The organism is Paraburkholderia sp. EG286A, assembly GCF_040965375.1.
Taxonomy (GTDB): Bacteria; Pseudomonadota; Gammaproteobacteria; order Burkholderiales; family Burkholderiaceae; genus Paraburkholderia.
Map to the genome: position 1 here is coordinate 501,107 of NZ_JBFRCB010000004.1, position 23,849 is coordinate 524,955.

At 65.1% G+C, this 23,849-nt stretch carries 17 protein-coding genes; 8 read left to right on the top strand and 9 right to left on the bottom strand.

Annotated elements, in window-relative coordinates:
- The first annotated feature begins 18 nt into the window (after positions 1-18).
- On the top strand, positions 19-1,461 hold the full coding sequence (locus AB4Y35_RS21225) for an aldehyde dehydrogenase family protein (RefSeq protein WP_368705788.1): 1,443 nt from the start codon (positions 19-21) through the stop codon (positions 1,459-1,461).
- A gap of 43 nt (positions 1,462-1,504) precedes the next feature.
- Here AB4Y35_RS21225 and AB4Y35_RS21230 read toward each other — a convergent pair whose 3' ends face one another.
- The 4 genes from AB4Y35_RS21230 to AB4Y35_RS21245 all read right to left on the bottom strand — a co-directional run bounded on the left by AB4Y35_RS21230 (position 1,505) and on the right by AB4Y35_RS21245 (position 5,180).
- Positions 1,505-2,200, bottom strand: coding sequence for a phosphatase PAP2 family protein (locus AB4Y35_RS21230; RefSeq protein WP_368705789.1), 696 nt, complete (start codon positions 2,198-2,200; stop codon positions 1,505-1,507).
- 335 nt (positions 2,201-2,535) lie between these two features.
- Positions 2,536-3,651, bottom strand: a complete 1,116-nt coding sequence (locus tag AB4Y35_RS21235; protein WP_368705790.1) for a succinylglutamate desuccinylase/aspartoacylase family protein — start codon at positions 3,649-3,651, stop codon at positions 2,536-2,538.
- Positions 3,652-3,748: 97 nt separating this feature from the next.
- Positions 3,749-4,525: an ABC transporter substrate-binding protein gene (locus AB4Y35_RS21240; protein ID WP_342923577.1), complete on the bottom strand. Its 777-nt coding sequence runs from the start codon at positions 4,523-4,525 to the stop codon at positions 3,749-3,751.
- Positions 4,526-4,883: 358 nt separating this feature from the next.
- On the bottom strand, positions 4,884-5,180 hold the full coding sequence (locus AB4Y35_RS21245; protein ID WP_368705791.1) for a hypothetical protein: 297 nt from the start codon (positions 5,178-5,180) through the stop codon (positions 4,884-4,886).
- A 298-nt stretch (positions 5,181-5,478) separates the two neighbouring features.
- On the opposite strand from AB4Y35_RS21245, the gene AB4Y35_RS21250 reads away from it, so the two are divergent.
- Positions 5,479-7,401 (top strand): enterotoxin, encoded by a 1,923-nt coding sequence (locus AB4Y35_RS21250; protein ID WP_368705792.1) that lies wholly within the window; start codon positions 5,479-5,481, stop codon positions 7,399-7,401.
- Here the strand turns inward: AB4Y35_RS21250 and AB4Y35_RS21255 are convergent.
- Positions 7,398-9,254, bottom strand: a complete 1,857-nt coding sequence (locus AB4Y35_RS21255) for a beta-galactosidase (protein ID WP_368706131.1) — start codon at positions 9,252-9,254, stop codon at positions 7,398-7,400. The genes AB4Y35_RS21250 and AB4Y35_RS21255 overlap by 4 nt on opposite strands.
- 129 nt (positions 9,255-9,383) lie before the next feature.
- Between AB4Y35_RS21255 and AB4Y35_RS21260 the strand changes: the two genes are divergently transcribed.
- Complete coding sequence (locus AB4Y35_RS21260; RefSeq protein ID WP_368705793.1) at positions 9,384-9,902, top strand: hypothetical protein; 519 nt, start codon at positions 9,384-9,386, stop codon at positions 9,900-9,902.
- Positions 9,903-10,033: 131 nt separating this feature from the next.
- Positions 10,034-10,414: an SHOCT domain-containing protein gene (locus AB4Y35_RS21265; RefSeq protein ID WP_368705794.1), complete on the top strand. Its 381-nt coding sequence runs from the start codon at positions 10,034-10,036 to the stop codon at positions 10,412-10,414.
- Between the two features lie 87 nt (positions 10,415-10,501).
- On the opposite strand, the gene AB4Y35_RS21270 is transcribed toward AB4Y35_RS21265, so the two are convergent.
- Positions 10,502-10,831, bottom strand: a complete 330-nt coding sequence (locus AB4Y35_RS21270; protein ID WP_368705795.1) for an RcnB family protein — start codon at positions 10,829-10,831, stop codon at positions 10,502-10,504.
- Between the two features lie 452 nt (positions 10,832-11,283).
- Here AB4Y35_RS21270 and AB4Y35_RS21275 point away from each other — a divergent pair, with 452 nt between their 5' ends.
- The 3 genes from AB4Y35_RS21275 to AB4Y35_RS21285 are packed head-to-tail and all read left to right on the top strand — an operon-like array spanning position 11,284 to position 17,116.
- On the top strand, positions 11,284-12,447 hold the full coding sequence (locus tag AB4Y35_RS21275) for an efflux RND transporter periplasmic adaptor subunit (RefSeq protein WP_368705796.1): 1,164 nt from the start codon (positions 11,284-11,286) through the stop codon (positions 12,445-12,447).
- Positions 12,448-12,459: 12 nt separating this feature from the next.
- Positions 12,460-15,648 carry a multidrug efflux RND transporter permease subunit gene (locus tag AB4Y35_RS21280; protein ID WP_368705797.1) on the top strand — a complete coding sequence of 1,063 codons (3,189 nt, stop codon included), beginning with the start codon at positions 12,460-12,462 and terminating at the stop codon, positions 15,646-15,648.
- Positions 15,641-17,116, top strand: a complete 1,476-nt coding sequence (locus AB4Y35_RS21285; protein ID WP_368705798.1) for an efflux transporter outer membrane subunit — start codon at positions 15,641-15,643, stop codon at positions 17,114-17,116. Before AB4Y35_RS21280 ends, AB4Y35_RS21285 begins: the two co-directional genes overlap by 8 nt.
- 17 nt (positions 17,117-17,133) lie before the next feature.
- Here AB4Y35_RS21285 and AB4Y35_RS21290 read toward each other — a convergent pair whose 3' ends face one another.
- Positions 17,134-18,633 carry a diguanylate cyclase gene (locus AB4Y35_RS21290; RefSeq protein WP_368705799.1) on the bottom strand — a complete coding sequence of 500 codons (1,500 nt, stop codon included), beginning with the start codon at positions 18,631-18,633 and terminating at the stop codon, positions 17,134-17,136.
- Positions 18,608-21,358: a putative bifunctional diguanylate cyclase/phosphodiesterase gene (locus AB4Y35_RS21295; protein ID WP_368705800.1), complete on the bottom strand. Its 2,751-nt coding sequence runs from the start codon at positions 21,356-21,358 to the stop codon at positions 18,608-18,610. Before AB4Y35_RS21295 ends, AB4Y35_RS21290 begins: the two co-directional genes overlap by 26 nt.
- 390 nt (positions 21,359-21,748) lie before the next feature.
- Here AB4Y35_RS21295 and AB4Y35_RS21300 point away from each other — a divergent pair, with 390 nt between their 5' ends.
- On the top strand, positions 21,749-23,470 hold the full coding sequence (locus AB4Y35_RS21300; RefSeq protein WP_368705801.1) for a dihydroxyacetone kinase family protein: 1,722 nt from the start codon (positions 21,749-21,751) through the stop codon (positions 23,468-23,470).
- Here AB4Y35_RS21300 and AB4Y35_RS21305 read toward each other — a convergent pair.
- Positions 23,436-23,729 (bottom strand): DUF3237 family protein, encoded by a 294-nt coding sequence (locus tag AB4Y35_RS21305; RefSeq protein ID WP_368705802.1) that lies wholly within the window; start codon positions 23,727-23,729, stop codon positions 23,436-23,438. The two genes, AB4Y35_RS21300 and AB4Y35_RS21305, sit on opposite strands and share 35 nt — an antisense overlap.
- Positions 23,730-23,849 lie beyond the last annotated feature (120 nt).

The following is a 23,849-nucleotide window of genomic DNA, read 5'->3' on the forward strand; positions in this document are numbered from 1 at the left end:
TGAATCGGAAAACGCGACATGAACCAGTTCGACAATTACATCGGCGGCCAGTGGGTGCGCGGCGCCACGGCCTCCACCAACATCAATCCCTCCAATCTCGACGACGCGATCGGCGAGTTCGCGCAGGCAGACGACGCGCAGACGCGCGACGCCATCGCCGCCGCGCGCAAGGCCTTTGCGCAGTGGTCGCTGTCCACGCCGCAGCAACGCTTCGATTTGCTCGACCAGGTGGGCAGCGTCATTCTCGCGCGCAAGGCCGAGCTAGGGCGCCTGCTCGCGCGCGAAGAGGGCAAGACGCTGCCCGAGGCCATCGGCGAAGTGGGCCGCGCCGCGCAGATCTTCAAGTTCTTTGCCGGCGAGGCGCTGCGCCTGGGCGGCGAGATCGTGCCTTCGGTGCGCCCCGGCATGACCGTCGAAGTGACGCGCGAGCCGCTCGGCGTGATCGGGCTCATTACGCCCTGGAACTTTCCGATCGCCATTCCCGCCTGGAAGATCGCGCCCGCGCTGGCCTATGGCAACACGGTCGTCATCAAGCCCGCCGACCTCGTGCCGGCCAGCACGTGGGAGCTCGTGAAGATCATTGCGGAAGCGGGCGCGCCGGCCGGCGTGATCAACCTCGTGATGGGGCGCGGCTCGGTGGTGGGCGAGGCGATCGTCAGCTCGCCCGATGTCGATGCCGTGAGTTTCACCGGCTCGGTGCCGACGGGCCGCGCGATCGGCGCGAAGTGCTTTGCAACGGGCAAGAAGTTCCAGCTGGAAATGGGCGGCAAGAATCCCATGGTCGTGCTCGACGACGCCAATCTCGACGTCGCCGTGGAAGCCTGCATCAACGGCGCATTCTTCTCGACGGGGCAGCGCTGCACGGCGTCGAGCCGCCTCATCGTGACCGAAGGCATTCACGACCGCTTCATCGAAGCGATGAAGGCCCGCATGAAAACGCTGAAGACGGGCGACGCGCTGGCGGACGGCACGCATATCGGGCCGGTGGTGGACGACAAGCAGCTTCAGCAGGACGAGCGCTACATTGCGATCGCGCGTGAAGAGGGCGGCGAAGTGTACGGCGGCGAGCGCGTGGAAGGCGCCACGCGCGGCTATTTCCTTGCTCCCGCGCTGATCACCGGCACGACTGCGCCAATGCGCATCAACCGCGAAGAAGTGTTCGGCCCCGTCGCCTCGGTCATCAAGGTGAAGGACTATCACGAGGCGCTTGCCGTGGCGAACGACACCGAGTTCGGTCTGTCGGCCGGCATCTGCACGACTTCGCTCAGTCATGCCAACCACTTCCGCCGCCATGTGCAGGCCGGCATGGTCATGGTGAACACCGCAACGGCGGGCGTGGACTATCACGTGCCGTTCGGCGGCCGCAAGGGTTCGAGCTACGGCCCGCGCGAGCAAGGCAGCTATGCCCGCGAGTTCTACACCACGGTCAAGACGGCGTACGTCAATCCGGGCGCAGCGTGAAGCCGCGCGGGCGGCGTACGGAATACGCCGCCCGCGCCGGTTTTCAGATCATCCCGTGCACCACGGAGTGGGCGAGCCGCAGCAGATCGTCGAATTGCGTGACCAGTTCGAAACACACGAGAAACGTGAATGCGGCAGCCGCCCCTGGAAAGCGCACCATCAGGCGCAGTGCGGGCTCGGCGGTCCGCTTCCTGACGGCATCGCGCGTCATCAGCCAGGTAATCACCACGCCGATTGCGCCGCCCGCGATCAGATCCGTGGGGTAGTGATAGCCCAGATACGCACGCGGCAAGCAGATGATCAGTACCACATACAACATCACCAGCGCGCCGACCACACGCCATACCAGAAAGATCCCCATCGCGATCGCCACCCACAGCATGGCGTGATCGCTCGGAAACGAGCTGAAGTCGGTGAGCCCGGCCGCCCGCAGCGACGACGAGGCGAAATGCAGGTGCAGATCGGGATTGAAGAGCGGCCGTTGCCGGAACGGCAGAAGACGCGCGAGGAGGCGTCCCACGGCGAGCGCGATCAGGCCGCTGGCCACCGTGGCGATCATCATCTCGCGCCGCCACGCGCGCCGCTCGTTGGGCTGGAACCAGATCCACCAGATGAGCGGGATGAGGAAATAGCCCTTGAACGTATAGAGCCCCACCATCACCCGGATCGCGTGATTGAGCAGTGGCGGCAGATCGACTTGGGTGAGGGCTCCCAGAATGACGGTATCGAAGCTGTTCATTTATTGTGGGCCATTCCGCTGGTTCTATTTACGAATGAGAAAGGCGGCCGGAAACGGAGGTCTCCGGCCGCCTTGGGGCCCGATGTTCCAGGCGCTGACAATCGTAAGTTTCAACTCAGCGCGCATAGGTAAAGAATCGAAAGCAAGTGTAAATCGCGCTTGCTCCCGCCCTCACTGCGCCGCAACGGCAGGCATCGTCCTGTGCGGTGCGCCTGCCGGCCCGCTGTTACGCCCCGTCACACATCGTTTCGTTTTCAAACGAACTGTGCCGCGTAACGTGTCCGTTATCGGGCATGACCCCACATCATTTCGGGCGATTTGCCCGGTTTCATCGCCTAGTTGGGCAGCAGCGAGCCGCTGCGCAGCGGCGTGGCGCCTGCCACCCACGCGACTTCCATCCCCGCCGTGGCGAAGCGCGTGCGTTGGCGTGCATACAGCATGCCGGTCACGGAACTCGTGATCGTGACGACGCGATCGGTCAGCGGGTCGACCACATCGGCGATCGGCTGGCCCGGTTCGACCCGCACGCCAACCGGTGTGCGGAACACGAGCACGCCGGAGGCCGGCGCGATGAGCGCTTCGGCGCCCGCGAACGGCGTGGCCGGGTATTCGAGCGCAGGCAGCGGCGCGGGCGCGCCCTCGATCACACCGCGATGCGTGAGGTAATTGATGATGGCGTTCGCGTCGCGTTCGGCGAAGTCGTAGCTCACGTCTGCCTGGCCGCGCAACTCGATCGTCACGGAAACCGCGCCGTTGGGAATCGGAAAGCGCTCGCGGTAGCGCTCGCGCAGCGCGGACCAGCAGAAGCTGTGGATCTCGTCGAACGGATTGCCGTCCGAATTGAGCGCGAACAGCGAGGCCTTCGCTTCGAGATAGCGCGCGAGCGGCTCGACATCGGACCACAGATCGGGGTTCGTGTAGAGATGCAGCGCGCCTTCGAAGTCGCAATGCAGATCGAGCACGACATCGGCGTCGTACGACAGGCGCTGCAGCGCAAGCCGCTGCGAGCCGAGTTCGGTGGTGGGCGCCTGTTCGTCGAGCGCCTCGCGCATCGCAGCGCGCACGACGGCCACGTTCTGCTGTGCGTCGGCGCTCAGGCGAGGACCGACACGCGGGAGCACGAGTTCGGCGAGATCGTGGAAGTGGCGGTTGAAGTTGGCCGCGGTGCCGCTTTCGAAGCGGCCGAGCAGCTGACCGAGCAGGCGCTGGTTGAGGCCGATGGGATTGGGCACGGGCACGACGACGACCTCGCCGCGCAGCTTGCCTGCGGCTTCGAGCGCGGCAAGGCGTTGGCGCAGCGCCCAGGCGACCAGCATGCCCGGCAGTTCGTCGGCATGCAGCGACGACTGGATGTAGATCTTCTGTGCGCCGGTGGGGCCGTAGTGGAAGCTCGTGAGGTGCCGCGCGGTGCCGAGCGCCGGCGAAATGAGCGGATGGGTCTGAATCTGCATGATGGCGAGAGGGCGGGGAGAGTTGCAGGCGGCGGAAAGGGCAAAAGGCGCGGGAGTGCCCCGCGCCTTCGTCGCTAGTCGTATGCTCCGGTCAGGCTCAGGAACCGTACACGTCGAACGCGAAGTAGCGCGATTCGATCTTCTTGTACGTGCCGTCCTTGAGCATGTCGGCGAGCGCCTTGTCGATCTTCACCTTCAGGTCGGCGTCGTCCTTGCGCAAGCCGATGGCGGCGCCGTTGCCGAGGATGCCGCCGGGATCGCTGAGTTCGCCGTTCGTGAACGCGAAGCCTGCGCCGCGCGGGGTCTTCAGGAAGCTCAGGTCGGCCTGCACGGCGTCTTGCAGCGCGGCGTCGAGGCGGCCCGAGAGCAGGTCCGCATAGACCTGGTCCTGATCCTGGTAAGGCACGATCTTCACACCGTTCGGTGCCCAGTTGGCTTTTGCGTAGGCTTCCTGGGTCGTTCCCTGCTCGACGCCGACCGTCTTGCCCTTCAGCGAATCGGCAGTGGGCTGGAGGCTCGAGCCCTTCTTCGCGACGAGGCGGCTAGGCGTGTGGAAGACCTTCGACGAGAACGCGATCTGCGCTTCGCGCTGCGGCGTCATCGACATCGAGGAGAGCACTGCGTCGAACTTCTTCGCCTTGAGCGCCGGAATCATGCCGTCGAATTCGCTTTCCACCCAGACACACTTCGCGTTGATGCGTTTGCAGATTTCGTTGCCGACGTCGATGTCGAAGCCGACCAGCTTGCCGTCCGTGCTCTTCGATTCGAACGGGGGATAGCTGGCGTCCACGCCGAAGCGGACCGTGGTCCAGTCCTTCGCGCAGACGGAGGTGGCGACGGCGAGCATCGCGATGCACAGGGCAAACTTCTTCATTGACGTGGAGTCTCCAGTATGTCTTTCGACGCCGCCATGAGGGATGGCGGCATGGTCAACAGCGGGCTGTCACGTCAGCCGTGTTGTATAGACAAGATAACGGCTCTCACATATTGAGACAACTAGGGTTTTTGCTGGCGGACGGTGTAAACGGGCTGACACGTGCGCGTTGCACACGGAAAGGAAGGACAGGGGGCGGGGCGGATCGCGCGTTGTAAGCGCTTATTGGCTAGACAACTTTGAGGGGCTGGCAGAACGGGACTGCTTTTGCGGGGAGGGGGCGTGGGACTGGCACTAGCAGGGAGGAATGCGCGCGCAAGAAGTTGCGCGCGCAATTATCTGGGTGCGGGCGCGCCGCTCAATCGTCGTCGTCGCCGTGGTGATGTTCCCAGCCGCGATGACGGCCGTGGTCGTGCCAGTGGTGTTCGTCGTCGTGGTCGTAGCGATAGTAGCCGTAAGCGGGGGCCCCTTCATAGACCACGGGGGGCGGCGCTTGGTAAACGACGGGCGGCGGCGCTTCGTACACGGGTTCGGGCGCGGCATAGACCGGACCGGGAACGCCGAGATAGACACCGATATCGGCATGGGCGGATGCCGCTGTGCTGACACACGTCCCTGCGAGTCCTGCGAGGAGATAAAACGTCAGGCGATTCATGATGATCTCTATTCCAGTCTACGGACGCGGTTGCGATGGAAGCGGATTCTAGTCGCTGAGCTTACGAACGGGATGCGCAGATTTGTCAATCGTGTAACCGCTGGTAAAGCCGCGCGAAAAATGGCGGCCTTAAGGTTCCCATAAGGGAATCGCGCGGCCCCGAATGGCCATTCGCGTAGGTAAGCCGCTTTAGGGTCATGACACGCGCTGGTGCCATTGCCGTTACCCTATAGAGGCTGCTCGCACTCGAGACAGGTTGCCCATGCGTGCCGACGATCGAACCTCTCCGCAAGCCACCATGCCCGCATTCCGGACACAGGGCGACGTCTGCTCGTTCGGGAACCATGCCGTTGCCTTGCGCTGGGCGCTCGCGGATGAACACCTCACGCAGTTTTCACTCGTCGATTGCGCCGGGGCGGGTGCGTTGCCCATCGCCGCGCCGTTCGCGCTAACTTTCGCGGATGGCACCACACTCGGCCCGGCCGGCATGCAGGTGCTCGCGCCGGTACGGGAAGAGGCGCTCGCGGCCAACCCGCACGCATCGCGCCTGGCCGAACGCGTCGCGGGCCGGCGCGTGAGCATCACGCTGGGCGACGTTCAAGGGCGCCTCGCGATTCAATGGAACGTAGAGCAGCGCGACGGCGCGCGATATCTGCGCATGACGCTGAACGTGACGGCCTTGCGCCAGGACGAAGCGATTGCCGTCGTTTCCCTGCTGCAGGCGCGCGCGGTCGGCGCGCAGACCGGCAGCGAGCGCAAGGGCGCGCCGGTCGTCGCGGGCAACTTCTATCTGGGCTTTGAGTCGCCGCTTGCGACCAGCCACGTGGAAGCGGATAGCGTCAGTTTTACGCTGCAACGCACGTTGCCGCTGCAAAAGAACCGGACGCTGACTTACTCCGCCGTGGTGGGCGTGGCTCGCGACGGTCAGTTGCGACGCGATTTCGCCAGCTGCCTCGAGCAGGAGCGCGCCCGCCCATATCGTCCGTTTCTGCACTACAACAGCTGGTGGGATATCGGTTACCTCACGCCTTATACGCAGGGCCAGGCGCTGGAGCGTATCGAAACGATCGGCCGAGAATTGCATACCGCGCGTGGCGTGCAGATCGATTCGTTTCTGTTCGACGACGGCTGGGACGACCTTGGCGGCGGCTGGCATTTCAGCGAGGCGTTTCCTTATGGCTTCGTGCCGCTGCGCGAAGCGGCGGCACGCTATGGCGGCGCGCCCGGCGTGTGGCTGTCTCCCTGGGGCGGCTATTGCGGACCGAAGGACGAGCGCGTCAAGCGCGGCCGCGCCGCGGGCTATGAAGTCATCGACAATGGTTTTGCGTTATCGGGGCCGCGCTATTACGAGCGCTTTCACGCAGTCGTGATGAGCCTGCTCGCGAGAGACGGCGTGAACCAGTTCAAGTTCGATGGGACGGGCAACGCGGACCGCGTATTTCCAGGCAGCCTTTTCGATAGCGACTGGGACGCGGCGATCCAGCTCATCGGCGACATTCGCGCGGCGAAACCGGCAACCTTCATCAATCTCTCGACCGGCACGCAGCCCTCGCCGTTCTGGCTGCGCTACGTCGACGCGATCTGGCGCGGCGGCAGCGACGACGGTCAGGCGGGCAGCGGCACGAGCCGCGAGCGCTGGATCACGTATCGCGACGCGCAGACGTACCGCAACGTCGTGCTGCGCAGCCCGCTCTTTCCGCTCAACTCCCTGATGCTGCACGGCATTGTCGTTGCACAGTGCAATCCACGCCTGAATGTGCCGGCAGGCGATGCATTCGCGCACGAGCTGCGGTCCTTCTTCGCGAGCGGTACGCAATTGCAGGAGCTGTACATCACGCCATCGCTGCTGGGCGAGGACGACTGGAACGTGCTCGCCCAGGCGGCCCGATGGGCGCGCGCGAACGGCGACGTCTTGCGCGACAGCCACTGGATCGGCGGCGCGCCCGACGAAGCGGCCATCTACGGCTGGGCCGCGTGGACGCAGCACAAGGCCATCGTGACGCTGCGCAATCCGCACGATCAGGCGCAGCGCTTTGCCCTGGCGCTGCGCCATCAACTGGAATTACCGGCCGGGGCGGCAGGACGATACCATGCGCGGAGTCTCTGGCAGCCAGGCACGACCGGCATTCCCGCAATACTCGACGCGGACCTGCCGTGCGAAATCCGGCTCGCGCCATTCGAAGTGCTCACGCTGGAGCTGCTGCCGGCCGGTGGTGGCTAATACAACGAATTCATCAGTTGCACGGGTTTCGTTTCGGTCTGATGCAGGTCGAAGATCAGCACCTCGTTCTCGCCCTGCGTGAGCCACGGCGCGGGGCAATACAAGCGCTGTTGCGGGCCGATACGCCAGTAGCGCCCGAGATTGTGCCCATTGACCCAGACCACGCCCTTGGTCCATTGGCTCATATCGAGCCAGGTGTCGCCGATTTCATCCAGAACCAGGCGTGCCTTGAAAAAGAGCCCGGGTTTCAGCGGATTCGTGCAGCGTGCCTCTAACCCGGCGATGTACGCCTCATCCATCGGCAGCAAAAAGACGTCCCATTCCACGATTGAGGAAACGGACCCGTCGGCGTATTGCATCTTCACGGGCGCGAGCAGTCCTTTGCGGTCGACGATCGCAGGCCCGAAATTGACGCGCCCCATGGCCTCTACCAGAATTTCCAGCGTACCGGCCACGTTGGCGGGCAATGCGAGCGGCGCGCGATGTGTCACACGCAACCGCTGTGCATAGCCGTGCGGAATCCGCGCGCGCGAGACACCGCCCGCATAGCGCTCGCCGACAAAAACCGCCGCATAGTCGTGAACGTCGCTGATATCCAGCGCACCGACCGGTTGCGCCCGCAACTGTTTGCGATACAACATGACGCCGGATGTCTGACTGTAGTGCTCGAACGGCTGCGGATCGACGCTCGATTCGCGCGGCAAAGGCGCGGGCAGGTTGTCCCAGATCGAGGCATAGAGGGTGGGCGTCAGGGTGTGGCCCGCGACCGTGGGTATGGCGTCCGGAATCTCCGGCAACGGCTCGGCCAGATAACGGGCGATGATGTCGCGATACTTCAGGTATTTCGCGGTGGCTGCCCCTTGCTCGTTAATTGGCGCGCCATAGTCGTAGCTCGTGATATCGGGTTGATAATTACCCGACTCGTCCACATTCGCGCCGGCATAAAAGCCAAAGCTGGTGCCGCCGTGAATGACATAGAGGTTGAACGACAATTGCGACTGCATGAATGCCGTCAAGATGGCGGAAAGATCGTAATGGAGTCCTGCGAATTCCGGCTCGCCCCAATGCGTCAGCCAGCCCGGATAGACCTCGCCCGCCATCGCGGGCACGGCAGGAAACGCGCGCCGCACCGTGGCGATTTGCGCCGCGTTGCCGTTGCTCAATGCGATGGCGCCACCCGTCACCGTCGTGCGATTGCGCTCGAGTTGCGCGAGACCGTCCTCGGTGTAGAAGGGCCCCGCTATGCCGCCCCGCAGCCAAAGCTGCCTCAGTTCTTCGAGGTAAGCGGGATTGCTTGCGTACGAGCCGAATTCATTCTCTATCTGGATCATCAGGATCGGGCCGCCGGCATCGATCATCAACGGCTTGATGCGGGGAGCCAGTTCGCCGATATAGCGTGTAACCGCGGCCATGTAACGGGCATCGGTGGCGGAGTCGGTGCGCAACTGGATGTCCGGTTCGCCCAGCAGGTAAGCGGGGAGGCCGCCCAGGTCCCACTCGGCGCAAACGTAGGGGCCCGGGCGCAACAGCACCCACAACGCTTCTTGCTGGCACAGGCGGATGAACGCTTCGATATCGCGGTTGCCGCTTGCGAAGTCGAACACGCCCGGGCGTGGCTCGTGGTAGTTCCACATGATGTACAACGCGATGCAGTTCATGCCCATCGCCTTGGCCATGCGAATGCGATGCAGCCAGTACTCGCGCGGTATGCGCGCGGGATGCATCTCGCCGCTGCGAATCTGCAAGGGCTTGCCGTCGAGCAGGAAGTGCTCGCCGTCGGGGCTGAACGAGAAGGTGTGGCGGCGTTCGAGGTTCACGGTGCTCGCGGTGCAATCGCGCCCTTGTATTTGCACACTCACGCACTATACTTCCACGGCTGATCGTAGAACGCTTAATTTCGCTTAAGCCTATAATTCGGCAAGAATACGCGCAAGTCAGATATGCCGAGCTATGTAACCGTATTGACGCAGTTACATTCGAATATGAAAAAGCGTGCTATTTTTCCGATTGCCAGTTCAACGCTTCTCGTCGCGGCGGGAATTTTCTGCATCGTCTTGTCGCTCTCGACACGATCCCTGATTGGAACGCTTTTCATCGCAAGGATGCTGTTGTTCTGCGGCTTCGTGCATGCGTTGAATCTCTTCACGACGAAAGACTGGAAACTCGCTGTGCGGCGCATTCCGCCAGTCATCGTGCCGATCCTCATCGGCATTCTCATTCTGGTCAATGACAGCGCACGGGCGCGCGGGCTTACCGTGATGCTGATGATCTTCTTCGTACTCGACGGCTTCTTCAAGATCATTGCGTCGGTCGGGCAGGATGTGAAGATCAACAATATCGGCATTGTCAGCGCGGCGTTGTCTTTCCTGCTCGCCATTTTTCTGGCCGCCAATTTCCCGAGCGTGCCGTTACCCTTGCTCGGATTGTTCCTCGGGCTGGATCTCATTTCCATGGCCGTGGTGCCGTTCGGCGGCCGGGAGCGCAGGCGCGAGCTGATCTGACCTGACGAAAGCGCAGTCGGCGGCCGCGTCGCGGCCGTGCATCACGTTTCGCGCGCACACGGTGTCGCCATCGATGCCCGTGTCAGTGTGCGGTTGCCGTTTTACACACGCAAAACCGACGGAGGCGATTCATGATCTTCGCAAATGGCTTTACGTTTTCGAACTTTATTATCGATGCGTTTTCGATATTCATGTTCATTCTGTGGTTCTGGCTGTTCATCACGATCACGAGCGACCTGTTCCGTCGAACCGATATCTCGGGCTTCCTGAAGATCGTCTGGGTGATTTTTCTGATTGTTTTGCCCTATATCGGCATATTTGCCTATGTCCTCACGCAGGGCAGAGACATGGCGCATCGCAACCAGGAGCGGGCGCAGAAGGCGCGCGAAGAACTGCGCCACATGGTGGGCTACAGTGTGGCGGACGAAATCGAAAAGCTCGACAAGCTGAAAACGACAGGCTCGATTACCGAAGACGAGTACAAGCGCCTGCGCGCGCGGCTCGTCGAGTGAGAGGGGCAGCAGGCATGGCGACCGTCCATGCCTGAATCATGCAGTAATTGCGCAGGCTACGGCAACGTAGCCCGCCGCGTCATCCGGTCATTCAGTACCCGGTACGATCTTCGAGATCTTCCAGTTGCTTCTCGTCACCAGCACGTAGTCGCCGTTCACGCCAAGCCATTGCTGGCCGCGCTTCGGTGCGTCCAGGTTATGCGACTTCCAGTCCTTCATCTGATAGTTGTAGTGCCGATATTTCGAGGGAACCTGTTGGCCCTCGTGCCAGTCGCGATGCGGCATGGTCGGCATGACCTGCTGGCGACCTGTCCCCTGGCTTTGATCTGCACCCGATGCTGCGTCTTGCGCCATTGCGGAAGAGGCAACACCGAGGAGGAGCGCAGCGATGACTGAGAGGACGAGTTGGCTTTTCATGATTCGATCTCCTGAGGTAGGAAGATGATTGACGTCGCCATGACCTATGGCTTCTTCGGTTATAGAACATGCCGAAAGCCGTGATATCGAACTGTGCGAACGTGCCCTTAAAAGCATATGGGCAAAGGCTGGAAAACGAACGAATGTAGCGGTGTGAATAAGGGTGTGAAGCGTCTATCCATAGTAGTAAACGGAATTCCGACTTCAAGTAATTTACGAGTGGTTGATTTTGCGGCGCTTTTGCGTAATTCCTGTGAATGCATGAAAGCGCTGCTTGTTAGATAACGATCCAGACGTTATGCGCTTTTCGCGCGCTTCTGCCCTTGCGGATTGCGCACATCGCGGGCCGTAAATCGCAGTTTGAGTGAACATCGCAATGATCCGGTCGAGTACTGCGCAATGAGCCGTTCGGGGCGCGCGCGTACCGTCTCTATTTTTCGGTGGAGCCTCGCGTGCCAAACTGCGAACCCAGACGCTGTAGACCGTGGCTGATCGGCATGGCGGCCATGTTGCTGCTGGCGGGCAACGGATGCCGCGACCGGCAAGCGCAGAGCGGCGCGGCGCCACCGCCGCCGAGCGTGCTGGTCGAAACGGTTGCGGCGCAATCCATTCCCCGCGAGATCGAACTGCCGGGGCGGATCGAAGCGATCCGTTCGGCGGAGGTGCGCGCCCGCGTGGACGGCATCGTCGAGCGGCGGCTCTTCGAGGAGGGCACCGACGTCCGCGCCGGCGCGCCGCTCTTTCTGATCGATTCGCGCGACTACGAGGCCGCATTGCAGCAGGCCCAGGCCGCGCTCAACCGGGCCCGGGCCGTGCAGGGCAATGCGGCCTCGGAGGTGGCGCGCTTCAAGCCACTGGTGGCGCGTCAGGTCGTGAGCGCCCAGGAGTTCGAGGCTGCGACGGCCGCACTGCAGCAGGCCGACGCGAACGTTGCGGACGCACGCGCCGCGGTGACGCTCGCGCAGCTTCGCCTCGATCGGTGTACCGTGCGCGCGCCGATAGCGGGCCGTGTGGGGCGTGCGCTCGTCACCGAAGGCGCGCTGGTCAGTGCGGCCGGCGCGACCTTGCTCACGCAGGTCAACCAGCTCACGCCGGTGAACGCCGTTTTTACCCAGTCGAATATTTCGTTGCTGGAAGTACGCAAACAGATCGCCTCGGGCACGCTCGCGGCGCCGGCCGCGGACCGCGCACAGGTCTGGCTCACGCTCGCGAACGGCGACGACTATGGCGAGCCGGGCGTGCTGGACTTCACCGACCTCGTCGTCGATCCGTCCACCGGAACGCAGGTGCTGCGCGCGCGCTTCAACAATGCATCGCGCATCTTGTTGCCGGGGCAGTTCGTGCGCGGGCGCGTCGTGATCGGCACGATACCGAACGGCCTGGTCGTCCCCGCGCGCGCCGTGCAGTTCGACAACAACGGGGCGAACCTCTCGCTCGTTGCCGAAGACGGCACCGTCGTGCGCCGCAATGTCGTGCTCGGCCCGCAGGAAGCGGGGCAATGGGTCGTGAAGGACGGGCTGGAGCCGGGTGAGCGCGTCATCGTCGACGGCTGGCAAAGGGTGCAGCCGGGGCAGCGCGTGGACGCCCATCCCTTCGCCGCGCCGGCCCACTCCTGAGCGGCGCGCCTCATGAACCGATTCTTCGTCTACCGGCCGGTCTTCGCGTGGGTCGTTGCGCTCTTCGTCACGCTCTTCGGCGCGCTCGCGCTCATGCTGCTGCCGGTCGAGCAGTACCCCGACGTCGCGCCGCCCTCGCTCACGATATCGGCGGTCTACAGCGGCGCCGACGCGAACACGCTGGACCGCACGGTCACGTCGATCATCGAAGACGAGATGAACGGCGTCGACAATTTCCTCTACATGTCGTCGCAGAGCCGCTCGAACGGCACGGCGCAGATCACCGTCACGCTCAGGCCCGGCACGAATCTCGACGTGGCGCTCTCACAGGTCCAGGACCGCCTGAGCCGCGTGGAGCCGCGGCTGCCGCTGGAGGTGAGGCAGGTCGGCGTGAGCGTCACGAAAGCGTCGTCGGGCTTTCTGATGCTCATTGCGCTGCAGTCCGCCGATGGATCGATCCCGGCCGTCGAGCTGGGTAACTTTGCCGCCAACAACATCGTCAACGAATTACGCCGTATTCCCGGCGTCGGCGACGCGCAGCTGTTCGGTTCGTCGTATGCCATGCGGATCTGGATCGATCCGGAAAAACTGAGCAGCTTCGGTATTTCGGCCAACGAAGTGATGACGGCCATCCAGGAGCAGAACAGCCAGACTGCGGGCGGCAGCCTTGGCGACCAGCCCATTGCGCCGGGCGCCGAACTCAATGCGCAGATCGTCATGCGCGGCCGCTTTTCGACGCCCGAGCAGTTCCGCGAGGTGATCGTGCGCTCGAACCCGGATGGCTCGACGGTGCGTGTGGGCGACGTCGCACGCGTGGAGCTGGGTAACGACAGCTATGGCTTTCGCTTTCGCGTGAACGGCAGGGAATCCGCCGGGATCGCCATCCAGCTCGCGAGCGGCGCGAATGCGCTGGCCGTGGCGCGCGCGGTGCGCCAGCGTCTCACGCAATTGCAGCCGACCTTCCCGAAGGGCGTGGCATGGGTCGTACCGTTCGATACGACGCCGTTCATCACGACCTCGCTGAGCGGCGTGCTGCGCACCATGGTCGAGGCGCTGCTGCTCGTGACGGTCATCGTGTTCCTGTTCCTGCAGAAATGGCGCGCGACGCTCATTCCCACGCTGGTCGTGCCGATCGCGCTGGTCGGCACGTGCGTCGGCATTTTTTTGTTCGGACTCTCCATCAATCTGCTTTCGCTGTTCGCCATGGTCGTGGCGATCGGCATTCTCAACGACGACGCGATCGTGGTGGTGGAAAGCGTCGAGCGCGTGATCCAGGAAGAAGGCTTGAGTTCGCGGCGGGCGACCGTCAAGGCCGTCGGGCAGATTGCGGGCGCCGCCATTGCGAGCACACTCGTGCTCATTGCGGTGTTCGTCCCCATGGCGTTCTTTCCGGGTTCGACGGGCGCGATCTATCGCCAGTTCTCGGTCACGCTCACCGTCTCGATCTTTCTGTCGACCTTGCTCGCGCTGACACTGGGCGTGGCCATGTCGGCAACGCTGCTGGGCAGCAGGACGACGACCGGCGACGGCACCGGCAAGCCCGCCGCCACGCACTGGCCGGCCCGCATGCAGCGGCGCGTGTTCGATGGATTCAACCGCGGCATGGAAACCGCCACCGAGCGCTACGTGCTGGCCGTGCAGGCGATGCTGCGCAAGCCGGTGCGCTGGCTCCTCGTATTCGTCGTGGTGTGCGCGACGACCGGGTTCCTCTTCACCCAGTTGCCGCGCGGCTTCATTCCGGGCGAGGACCAGGGGCACATTTTCGTCGCGTATACGGCGGCGCCCGGCGCAACGGCGCAGCGCACGCAACAGGTCGTCGATCAGGTCGAGGCCTTTCTCAGGCAGCAGCCTCAGGTGCGCAATATCGCCTCCGTCACGGGATTCAGCTTCTTCGGCCAGGGCCAGTCGGCGGCGATGTCGTTCGTCGACCTGAAGCCGTGGTCGGAGCGGCCGGGCGCGGCCAATTCGGCGGGGGCGCTGGTGGCGCGCGCGAACGCGGCGTTCCGCAATATTCCGCAAGCGCTCGTCTTCGCGCTCGATCCGCCGGCCATTCCCGCGCTCGGCAATGCGAGCGGCTTCACGATGAAAATACTCGACCGCAGCGGCGTGGGCGGCGCGGCGCTGCAGCAGGCGAGCGCGCGCCTGCTCGCAGAGGCTGCGCGCAGCCCCTTGCTGGTGGGCGTGCGTCCCGACGGCTTGCCGCCCGCGCCGCAACTCTATGTCGATATCGACCGTGTGAAGGCGCGCGCGCTGGGGCTGCAGATCGGTCAGGTGAACAGCGCGCTCGCGCTCGCATTCGGCTCGAACTACGTGAACGATTTCGTCTACGAGGGGAACGTGCTGCGCGTGCTCATGCAAGCCGACGCCGACCAGCGCATGCGGCCCGAGGACATCGGCGCGCTGCGGCTGCGCAACAACGTGGGCGAGATGGTGCCGTTCTCGGCGTTCACGAGCGTGCACTGGAGTTCGGGGCCGCAGCAGGTCGAACGCTACAACGGTTTTCCCTCGGCCACGATCTCGGGGCAGGCGGCGCCGGGCCGTTCGAGCGGCGCAGCGCTCGCGGAGATGGAGCGCATTGCTGACCACGTTCTTACCGGCAGCCTGACCTACGAATGGACCGGCACGGCGTTCGAGGAACAGCAGGCGGCCGGACAGATCGGTGCGCTGCTGCTGCTCTCGCTCGTCGTGGTGTTCCTGCTGCTCGCCGCGCTCTACGAGAGCTGGGCGATCCCCATTGCGGTCCTGCTCATCATTCCGCTGGGCGTGCTGGGCGCGGTGCTCTTCACCATGGCGCGGCGTTTTTCCGCGGACATCTACTTCAATATCGGCCTCGTGACCATCATCGGCCTCGCGGCAAAAAACGCCATTCTGATCGTGGAGTTCGCGATCAAGGAGGAGGCCGCGGGCAGCGATACGGTGAGCGCGGCCGTGAACGGTGCGCGCCAGCGCTTGCGGCCGATCCTGATGACGAGCGTGACCTTCGTGCTCGGCATGCTGCCGCTCGTGCTCGCCACGGGCGCGGGCGCGGCGGGCAGGCAGGCGGTGGGCACGGGCATCATGGGCAGTATGCTCACGGCCACGTTCTTCGGCATCTTCTTTACGCCCGTGTTCTACGTGGTGGCGCGCCGATGGTTGAGCCGCAAACGCATGCGCGACGATGACGAAGAAGATGCGCGGCCCGCGGGAGCGCACGATGCGTAAGCCTGCGAGGTGGACGGCGATCACGGCATGCCTGACGCTCGCGTCGTGCAACTTCGCGCCACGTTACCAGCAGCCGGAGTTGCCGATTGCGCAAAGCTACGAGAGTGCGGACATCGCCGCGCCTGGCGGCGAGCGTCTCGCTTCGGAGCTCAGTTGGGAGACTTTCTTTCGCGACCCGGCGCTCAAGCAGTTGATTGCCATGGCGCTGGCGCATAACCGCGATCTGGCGGCATCGGTTGCGCGCATCGAGCAGGCTCAGGCGCTTTACCGCGTGCAGCGCTCCGCGCAGTTTCCGCAAGTGGCCGCGGGCGCCGACGCTACCCGCACCAAAACGCCGCTCAACTCCATCGAGCCCGAACTGCCCAACAACAACACGTCGATTCACTTCAACCAGTACAGCGTGCAGGTGGCCGTCACGTCGTTCGAACTCGACTTCTGGGGGCGCGTGGCCAACCTGAGCGAGTCGGCGCGGCGCAATTATCTGGCGACGATGGAGGCCAACGAAGCCTTTCGCCTCTCGCTCATCAGCAACGTGGCGGCGACGTACTACGCCATCCTCTCGGGCAACGAGGGCATCGACCTCGCGCAGCACACGCTGGAAACGCGCCAGTATGCGCTGGAAGTCGCGCGGCTGCGTCTCGAAGCGGGGGCGACCTCGCTCGTGGACTACGAGCAGGCGCGCATTCTCGTCACCCAGGCGCAGACGCAGCTTGCCGAGCTGCAAAGAACGACTGGCCAGCAGCGCGATCAGTTGGCGGTCCTGATCGGCGGACCGCTGCCGGATGCCGCGGACATGACGCAGCGCCATGCGCTTGCCGACGCCGACCAGTTCGGCACGCTCGACGCGGGCCTGCCTTCCTCGCTGCTCGCGCTGCGCCCCGATATTCGCGCAGCCGAGCAGTCGCTGCGAGCGGCCGACGCCGATATCGGCGCAGCGCGTGCGGACTATTTCCCGCGTGTTTCGCTCACGGGCAATTTCGGCTATGTGTCTCCAGAACTGAGCGACCTGTTCGTGCCCGGCAAGCAGGCATGGCTCATCTCCGGGTTCGTCACGCTGCCGATCTTCGACGCGGGGCGCCGCAGCGCACAAGTGCGTCTCTCCGAAGCGCGTCAGACCGAACTCGTGGCGAACTACCAGAAGGCCGTTCAGGTGGCGTTTCGCGAAGTCTCCGACGCGCTGATCGCGCGCCAGCGTCTGCAGGAGCAAATCGCGGCACAGGAGCGCGCGGTGGCCTCCGAGTCGCGCCTGGCCGAGGCCGCGGAACTGCGCTACGACAACGGCATTTCCATCTACCTGGAAGTGGTCGATGCGAAGCGCAGCCTGTTCGCGGCGCAACAGCAACTGATCCAGCTACGCGCGGCGGCGCTGCAAAACGGCGCGTCGCTCTATGTGGCGCTGGGAGGCGGGCAGGACGCGCCCCGGCCCGATCACGCGGACACCGCTTCCAACAGCGTCGCCAACCCGTAGCCGCGTAGCCGCGCCAGTCAGGCGCCGCACATGGCGACGCGGTTGCGGCCGCGCGCTTTCGCGTCGTACAGCGCCTGATCCGCCGCCTTGATGACCTGCGTGACATCGACATCCTGGTCCGGCGACCAGCTTGCGGAGCCGATGCTCGCCGTGACCCGCCCGTACTCGCTGCCCGCATGCTCGATGGCGAGTTCGCTGATCGCATGGCGGATCTTCTCGGCGATCGCGCAGGCGCCTTCGAGCAGCGTATCGGGCAGCACGACGATGAACTCTTCGCCGCCGTAGCGGGCGGCGGTGTCCGCGGGCCGGCGGATGTTTTCGCCGATGCAGCGCGCCACGGCGGCGAGCGCGTCGTCGCCGGCCTGATGGCCGTACTGGTCGTTATAGGCCTTGAAGCGGTCGATATCGACGAACAGCAGCGAGAACACGCTGCGCGCGCGCCTGGCGCGCCGCCACTCCTGTTCGAGGATTTCGCCGAGCGTGCGGCGATTGTTCAGGCCCGTGAGACTGTCGGTGCGCGCGAGCAGCTGCAGTTCCGACTCGGCGCGCATCCTGCGCCGCAACTGCGTGGCGAGCACGAACGAGAGGCCGACGAAGCCGATCGCGAAGGTGCCCATGAGCGTGCCGATGGTCAGCGCGCGCCGCCGCCACGCGGCGTAGATATCGGGCTCGGCTTCCGCCACCATGATGATGAGCGGCTGGCGCGGGAAATTGCGGAAAAAATACATCCGGCGCACGCCGTCGATCGACGACGTGTCCGAGAAACTGCCCTCCTTCGCAGCCAGAAAGTGGCGGAAGGTACTCGCGTTGCGGATGTTGCGCCCCACCACGGCCGGATCATAGGGCTGGCGCATGATCATGGTGCCGTCCTGCGCGATGAGGGAAATCGCGCCGTGGCGGCCGAGCGACAGCCCGGCGAACAGCTGGTGAAAATACTCGAGGTTAATGGCGATCATGACGATGCCGGCGAACGACCCGTCGGGATGCGAAAGCCTGCGGCTCAGCGCGATGCTGGGCGCGCCGTTGCGCAGGCGCGAACGATAGGGTGCGCTGATGTAGAGGCCGGCATGGGGATTGTCGCGCTGCGCCGTAAAGTAGTCGCGGTCGGCGAAATTGGCGTTGAGCGGCGCGCCGGTGGCCGAATTCATGGCGACGTTGCCTGCCTCGTCGAGCACGAGTATCGAACCCAGATATTCCGCGGTAACGGCGTGGTCGAACAGCAACTCGCTGCGCAGCGGCGCGGGCAGCGCCATGACGTCGGGCCGGCCGATGCCGTCGACCACGGCTTGCAGCGAGAGCGCGTAAAGCTCGAGGTTGCGCTCGATATCGCGTTCGGCAATCAGTGCGACGTTGCGCGAGTTCTCCCTGGCGCGCTCCAGGGCGTCGTGGCGGCTCTCGTAGAGCACCGTCGCGCAGAGCGACGCCATGATGAAGGCGACCGCCAGGCTGCCATAGAAAATGGTGCGCGGCCCCGTGAGCCATCTGAGCAGGTTACCGTTGCTGAATGCTGGCCGCATGGCTCGCTTCCAGGTAAGACTGCGCGCTCGCTGCATCCACAGGGCGTGAGAACCAGTAGCCCTGCGCTTCGTTGCAGCCGTTCTCGATCAGGAATTCCAGTTGCCGCAGCGTTTCCACGCCCTCGGCCACCACCCGCATGCCGAGCGTATGGCCGAGCGCGAGCACGGCCTTCACGATGACCTCGTCCGCGCGCGATTGGCCAATGCCCCTCACGAACGACATGTCGAGCTTGAGGCGATCGGGCATGAAGCTGCGAATGTACCCGAGGCTCGAATAGCCCGAGCCGAAGTCGTCGATGGCGACCGAGAGCCCCATCTCACGCAGGGCGCGCAGCGTGGCGAGCGAGCGCGGCGCCATGAGCACGCCTTCGGTGATTTCCAGCTCGATATTGCGTGGGCTCACGCCGGTGCGCGCGAGCGTTTCCGCCATCATCGCGGGCAAATCCGCGCGCACGAACTGGACCGGCGAAACGTTGACCGAAACGACGATGTCCGGGTGCTCGCGCGCCCACTCGCGGGCCTGGCGGCAGGCCTCCTCGAACACGAACTCGCCGATCTGCACGATCAGGCCGTTTTCCTCGGCGAGCGGCACGAACAGCGCCGGGCTCACCTGGCCGCGCTCCGCGTCGTGCCAGCGAACGAGCGCCTCGAAACCCATCGTCTCGCCCGTCCGCGGGTCGACTCTCGGCTGCCACGCGACGGCAAACGCGCGTGCCGCCACGGCGAGGCGCAACGCCTGCGCGAGGCTCGCCCGCTCCAGGTTCTGCATGGCGATGGCCATGTCGAACACCTGCATGCTGCCGGGCCCCATCGACTTGGCGCGGTACATGGCCGAGTCGGCGTACTTGAGGAGTGAATCGGGGTCGCTCGAATGATCGGGGAACACGGCGAGGCCGACACAGGCGAGCGGCACGATGACCTTGTTGCCGATCAGCAGGCCATGTGTCAAGGATTCCTGCATGCGTGCCGCGGCGGCGACGAAGTGATCGACGCCGCCCCGGCCGTACAGCACGGCGACAAACTCGTCTCCCGCATAGCGCGACACCATTTCGCCCCGGGCGATATTGGCGGACAGGCGGCGCGCCACTTCGCACAGCACCTCGTCGCCCGCGGTATGGCCGAGCGAGTCGTTGACCTCCTTGAAGTTGTCGAGGTCGATGAACACCAGCGCGAACTTCTGCTGCGCGTCGAGCGCCGTCCTGACCAGTTCGCGCAAACGCGCCTTGAGGCCGAGCCGGTTCGGCAGGTGCGTGAGCGAGTCCTCGTTGGCCTGCAGGCGCAACTGCTCCTGATAGCGGATGCGCTCGGAAACGTCGTTGAACACGGTCACGCAGTGCGTGGGGTGATTGCGCTCGTCGAGCACCGGCGCGACATGCAGCTCGATCCAGTAGGGCGAGCCATCGGGCCGGCAGCATTTGAGCAGGCCCTCGCCCTCGCGCTCCGATTGCATGGCACTGCGAACGATATGGGCATCGGCGGACGCTTTATCGCAATCGAGCATGTCCCAATGCCCGGCGCCATTCGCCGTCGCCACGGCGCGGCCGGTGATGCGCTCGAACGCCGCGTTGGCGTACGTGATGATGCTTTCGCCGTCGACCTTTTGCGAAATGATCACGGCGTTTCTCGACGCCTCCAGCGCCCGGCTGCGAATGCGCAAGTGCTCTCTCGCCTGTTCGTGCGCCGTGACGTCGTGCGCGGTGATGAAGCACGCGTCCTGGCCCGCATAGTCGAGCAGATGCCAGGCGATATCGACGTGGATCACTTCTCCGTCGATGCGCACATGCCGGCGCACGCCGCCTGCGCCGCTTTGCGCGCCGGAATTGACGTAGCTGTGCAGGTCGCGGCGGAACGCGCCGGCTTCGGCCTGCGGGCGAAGCCGCTCGATCGACATGCCCTTGAGCTGCTGCAGGCTCGCGCCGTATTGGCGCTGGGCTGCCGCGTTGGCGGTGAGGATCGCGTAGGAGCGCACATCGAAGATGAGCATCGCAACCGGATGCTGCTCGAAGTACTCGCGAAAGCGCCGCTCGGCCTCGAACGCGACGATCTTCGCGGCGCTGCGGGAAAGCGCCGCGCGGTGGCTCGTAAACAACGTGAAGAGCAGCAGCAATGCGCCGGCTGTCGCCGTGCCGATCAGCGAGATCTTTTGCCGCGCGAGCTGCGCCTGCGCACCGAACTGCACGACCTTGATCTGCTCGCGCTGCTCGGAGCGCAGCTCGGTGAGCAGCGACATGATGGAGCTGAGCGTTTCGTTCGCGCGCTGCATCAGGGCGGGCTCGAGCCTCGCGCCCGCGTCGGCGAGCGCGATGTTGCGGGCGGCCGCGTCGAGCTGCTCGGGCCAGACGGCGCTCAGCTGCCGCAACTCGCGGATCGCGCGCTCGTTGCGCGGCGCGCCGGCAAAGTCGTGCTCGAGCCGGTCGTAAATACCAGCCACGACGGCGGCCCGCTTGATCGGCCACGCGCGCGACGTGTAGCCCGCCGTGCCCACGCCTTTGAGGAAGTCGGTATTCGCGGCAATATGCAGCGTGAGCAGGGCTTCGAGTTCCGACGTGATGCTCAGTTCCTGACGAAGCCGCGAGTCGGCCGTGCCGCGCGAAAGGTTCGCGCTCAGTATTGCGCCGATGGCCACGCAGACGATCAGCGCCACGGCTAGCGCTACGGCGACGCCCTTGCCGGGCGCGCGGGACGGGGCCTGTGGAGGGGTTCCGGATAGTTCAGCTACGTTCATCGCCACGCAACGCGATTCGGCACATCGCCACTCGCGCCGCGTTGCTGGGCCGGAGTGGGCAGGTTACTGGTGAAGGCACCGGCATCAGCGCGGGAGGCGGGCAGAGGGGCCATGTGTTCCAGGCATGCAGACGGCGAAGGCACGGCAAAGCCGTGATCGGTCGCTACTGTCTGAATAACGGGTCGTTTGTGTGCCGCTTGGATGGGTGTTTTTACCTAGATGCCTGGATGCTGGGATGTTCGCGCGACGCGTGGGGGCAGGCATCCTGAACGCATTCGATGCCCGTGCTTCAATACACCCATGGCGTGAAGGGATCGCGTGCGGTCCGCCGGTTCTGCTCCTCGCATCTGCCCCTCGTTTTTGCCCCGGTTACTCGTTCAAGGGACTCTTATGAAGAAACTCGTCAACGATCCGTCGTTAGTCGTGCGCGAAATGCTCGAAGGCATTGCGCGCACTGCGCCGCATGTCGCCGTGCTCGGCAACGAAAACGTGCTCGTTCGCAACCCGCTGCCCAGCCCGGCCGAGCGCACCGTCGCCGTGATTTCAGGGGGCGGCAGCGGCCACGAGCCCGCGCATGGCGGTTATGTCGGACAAGGGATGCTCACGGCCGCCGTGTGCGGCGAGGTGTTCACGTCGCCTTCCACCGACGCCGTGCTGGCCGCGATTCGCGCGAGCGCGGGGCCGAACGGCGCGTTGCTCATCGTGAAGAACTACACGGGGGACCGGCTCAATTTCGGCCTCGCGGCCGAACTGGCGCGCGCCGAGGGCATTCCGGTCGACATCGTCATCGTGGCCGACGACGTGTCGCTGCGCGGGCATACGGAGCGCAATCAGCGGCGCGGCATTGCGGGGACGGTGCTCGTGCACAAGATCGCGGGCGCGGCGGCGGCGCGCGGCGACGCGCTGGGCCTCGTGGCCGCGATTGCGCGCGGCGTGGCCGAGAATCTCGGCACGATGGGCGTGGCGCTCGACGGCTGCACGCTGCCCGGCGCGGAGCAAGCCGGCTTTCGCCTCGCCGACGACGAGATCGAACTCGGCATGGGCATCCACGGCGAGAAGGGCGTGGAGCGCACGGTGCCGATGGCGGCGGGCGAATTGACGGAAACGCTGCTCGCCAACATCGTCGAAGACCTGGCGTTGAAAAGCGGCGAGCGCGTGGCGCTGCTCGTGAACGGACTGGGCGCGACACCGGCGATGGAACTGGCGATCATCATGCGCGATGCATTCGAGGGCCTGAATCGCCGTCATGTGACGGTCGAGCGGGCGTGGACCGGCACATTTCTCTCGGCGCTCGACATGCCGGGCTGTTCGATCTCCGTGCTCCGGCTCGACGATGCGAAGCTCGCGCTGCTCGACGCCGCCACCGAAGCGCGCGCGTGGCCCGGCGTCGGCACGGTCAACCGGCGAATCCGCATCGAGCCGGCGTTTTCAGCGGCCGATGTACGCGCCGAAGCGGGCGCGACGCCTGCGGACGAGGCGAGCGTTGCATGGGCGCGGCGTCTGAAGCCGGCGCTCGATGCCGTTGCGCACGCATTGATCGAGAACGAAGCGCTGTTCACGGACCTCGATTCCCGAGCCGGCGACGGCGATCTGGGCGCGAGCATGCAGCGCGCCGCGCAGGCCATGCTCGCCGTGCCGCAAGGCGCGCTGGGCTCGCCGGGCAGCGCGCTCGCCGCACTCGGCTCGGCATTGCGCCGCGCGATAGCGGGCAGTTCCGGACCGTTCTACGCAACGGCGCTGCTGCGCGCCTCGCGCACGCTCGGCGAGCAAGCGCAGCCCGACGCGCGGGACTGGGCGGCGGCCATGCGCGGCGCGGCCGAGGCGATCAGCGAACTGGGCGGCGCGAAACCCGGCGATCGCACGATGCTCGATGCGCTCGTTCCCGCCGTCGCTGCGCTGGAAAGCGCCTTGAAGTCGGCGCGCCCCGTGAGCGAGGCGTGGGCGCAGGCGGTGAGCGCCGCGGAATCCGGTGCGAAAAGCACGGCGCAAATGACGCCGCGCGCGGGCCGGGCAAGCTATCTCGGCGCGCGCGCAATCGGGACGCCCGATGGCGGGGCGGTGGTGGTGGCGTGCTGGCTCAAGGCTCTGCAGCCGCATATCGGCGCGGCGTGAGGCGCGGGGGCAGCCGCACGTCGAGCGTCGTGCTGCCGTCGCCGCGCACGCTCTGCCAGTCGCTGCCGCCGTCGAGCACGACACCCGAGAGGCGTTCGCCCGTGAACGTACCGGACGGCACGATGCCGACACGGCGCAACGCGCCCCCGGTCTGGCCGACGATCTCGATCGGCTTGACGTCGAGCCGCATCACGAAGAGCGGACGTGTTTGGACCGCCTGGAGCGCGGGCGGGAGTTCATCGAAACAAGGCGTGGACATGGTGGTCACCTTGGGGCCGTTCACGTTGATGGCGGGCTGGCAGACGTCGTCGGATAACGCGGGTTCAGCGGCGGGAAATCGGCGGGCCGCATCCGTGTATGCGAGCGGCCTCCGGCCTGG

Bases quoted from the DNA above. Each gene is read 5' to 3' on its own strand.
- AB4Y35_RS21270 (WP_368705795.1), bottom strand. From the start codon at position 10,831: ATGAAAAGCCAACTCGTCCTCTCAGTCATCGCTGCGCTCCTCCTCGGT.
- AB4Y35_RS21295 (WP_368705800.1), bottom strand. From the start codon at position 21,358: ATGAACGTAGCTGAACTATCCGGAACCCCTCCACAGGCCCCGTCCCGC.
- AB4Y35_RS21285 (WP_368705798.1), top strand. From the start codon at position 15,641: ATGCGTAAGCCTGCGAGGTGGACGGCGATCACGGCATGCCTGACGCTC.
- AB4Y35_RS21235 (WP_368705790.1), bottom strand. From the start codon at position 3,651: ATGCAGATTCAGACCCATCCGCTCATTTCGCCGGCGCTCGGCACCGCG.
- AB4Y35_RS21305 (WP_368705802.1), bottom strand. From the start codon at position 23,729: ATGTCCACGCCTTGTTTCGATGAACTCCCGCCCGCGCTCCAGGCGGTC.
- AB4Y35_RS21245 (WP_368705791.1), bottom strand. From the start codon at position 5,180: ATGAATCGCCTGACGTTTTATCTCCTCGCAGGACTCGCAGGGACGTGT.
- AB4Y35_RS21225 (WP_368705788.1), top strand. From the start codon at position 19: ATGAACCAGTTCGACAATTACATCGGCGGCCAGTGGGTGCGCGGCGCC.
- AB4Y35_RS21230 (WP_368705789.1), bottom strand. From the start codon at position 2,200: ATGAACAGCTTCGATACCGTCATTCTGGGAGCCCTCACCCAAGTCGAT.
- AB4Y35_RS21250 (WP_368705792.1), top strand. From the start codon at position 5,479: ATGCCCGCATTCCGGACACAGGGCGACGTCTGCTCGTTCGGGAACCAT.
- AB4Y35_RS21290 (WP_368705799.1), bottom strand. From the start codon at position 18,633: ATGCGGCCAGCATTCAGCAACGGTAACCTGCTCAGATGGCTCACGGGG.
- AB4Y35_RS21240 (WP_342923577.1), bottom strand. From the start codon at position 4,525: ATGAAGAAGTTTGCCCTGTGCATCGCGATGCTCGCCGTCGCCACCTCC.
- AB4Y35_RS21280 (WP_368705797.1), top strand. From the start codon at position 12,460: ATGAACCGATTCTTCGTCTACCGGCCGGTCTTCGCGTGGGTCGTTGCG.
- AB4Y35_RS21260 (WP_368705793.1), top strand. From the start codon at position 9,384: ATGAAAAAGCGTGCTATTTTTCCGATTGCCAGTTCAACGCTTCTCGTC.
- AB4Y35_RS21265 (WP_368705794.1), top strand. From the start codon at position 10,034: ATGATCTTCGCAAATGGCTTTACGTTTTCGAACTTTATTATCGATGCG.
- AB4Y35_RS21300 (WP_368705801.1), top strand. From the start codon at position 21,749: ATGAAGAAACTCGTCAACGATCCGTCGTTAGTCGTGCGCGAAATGCTC.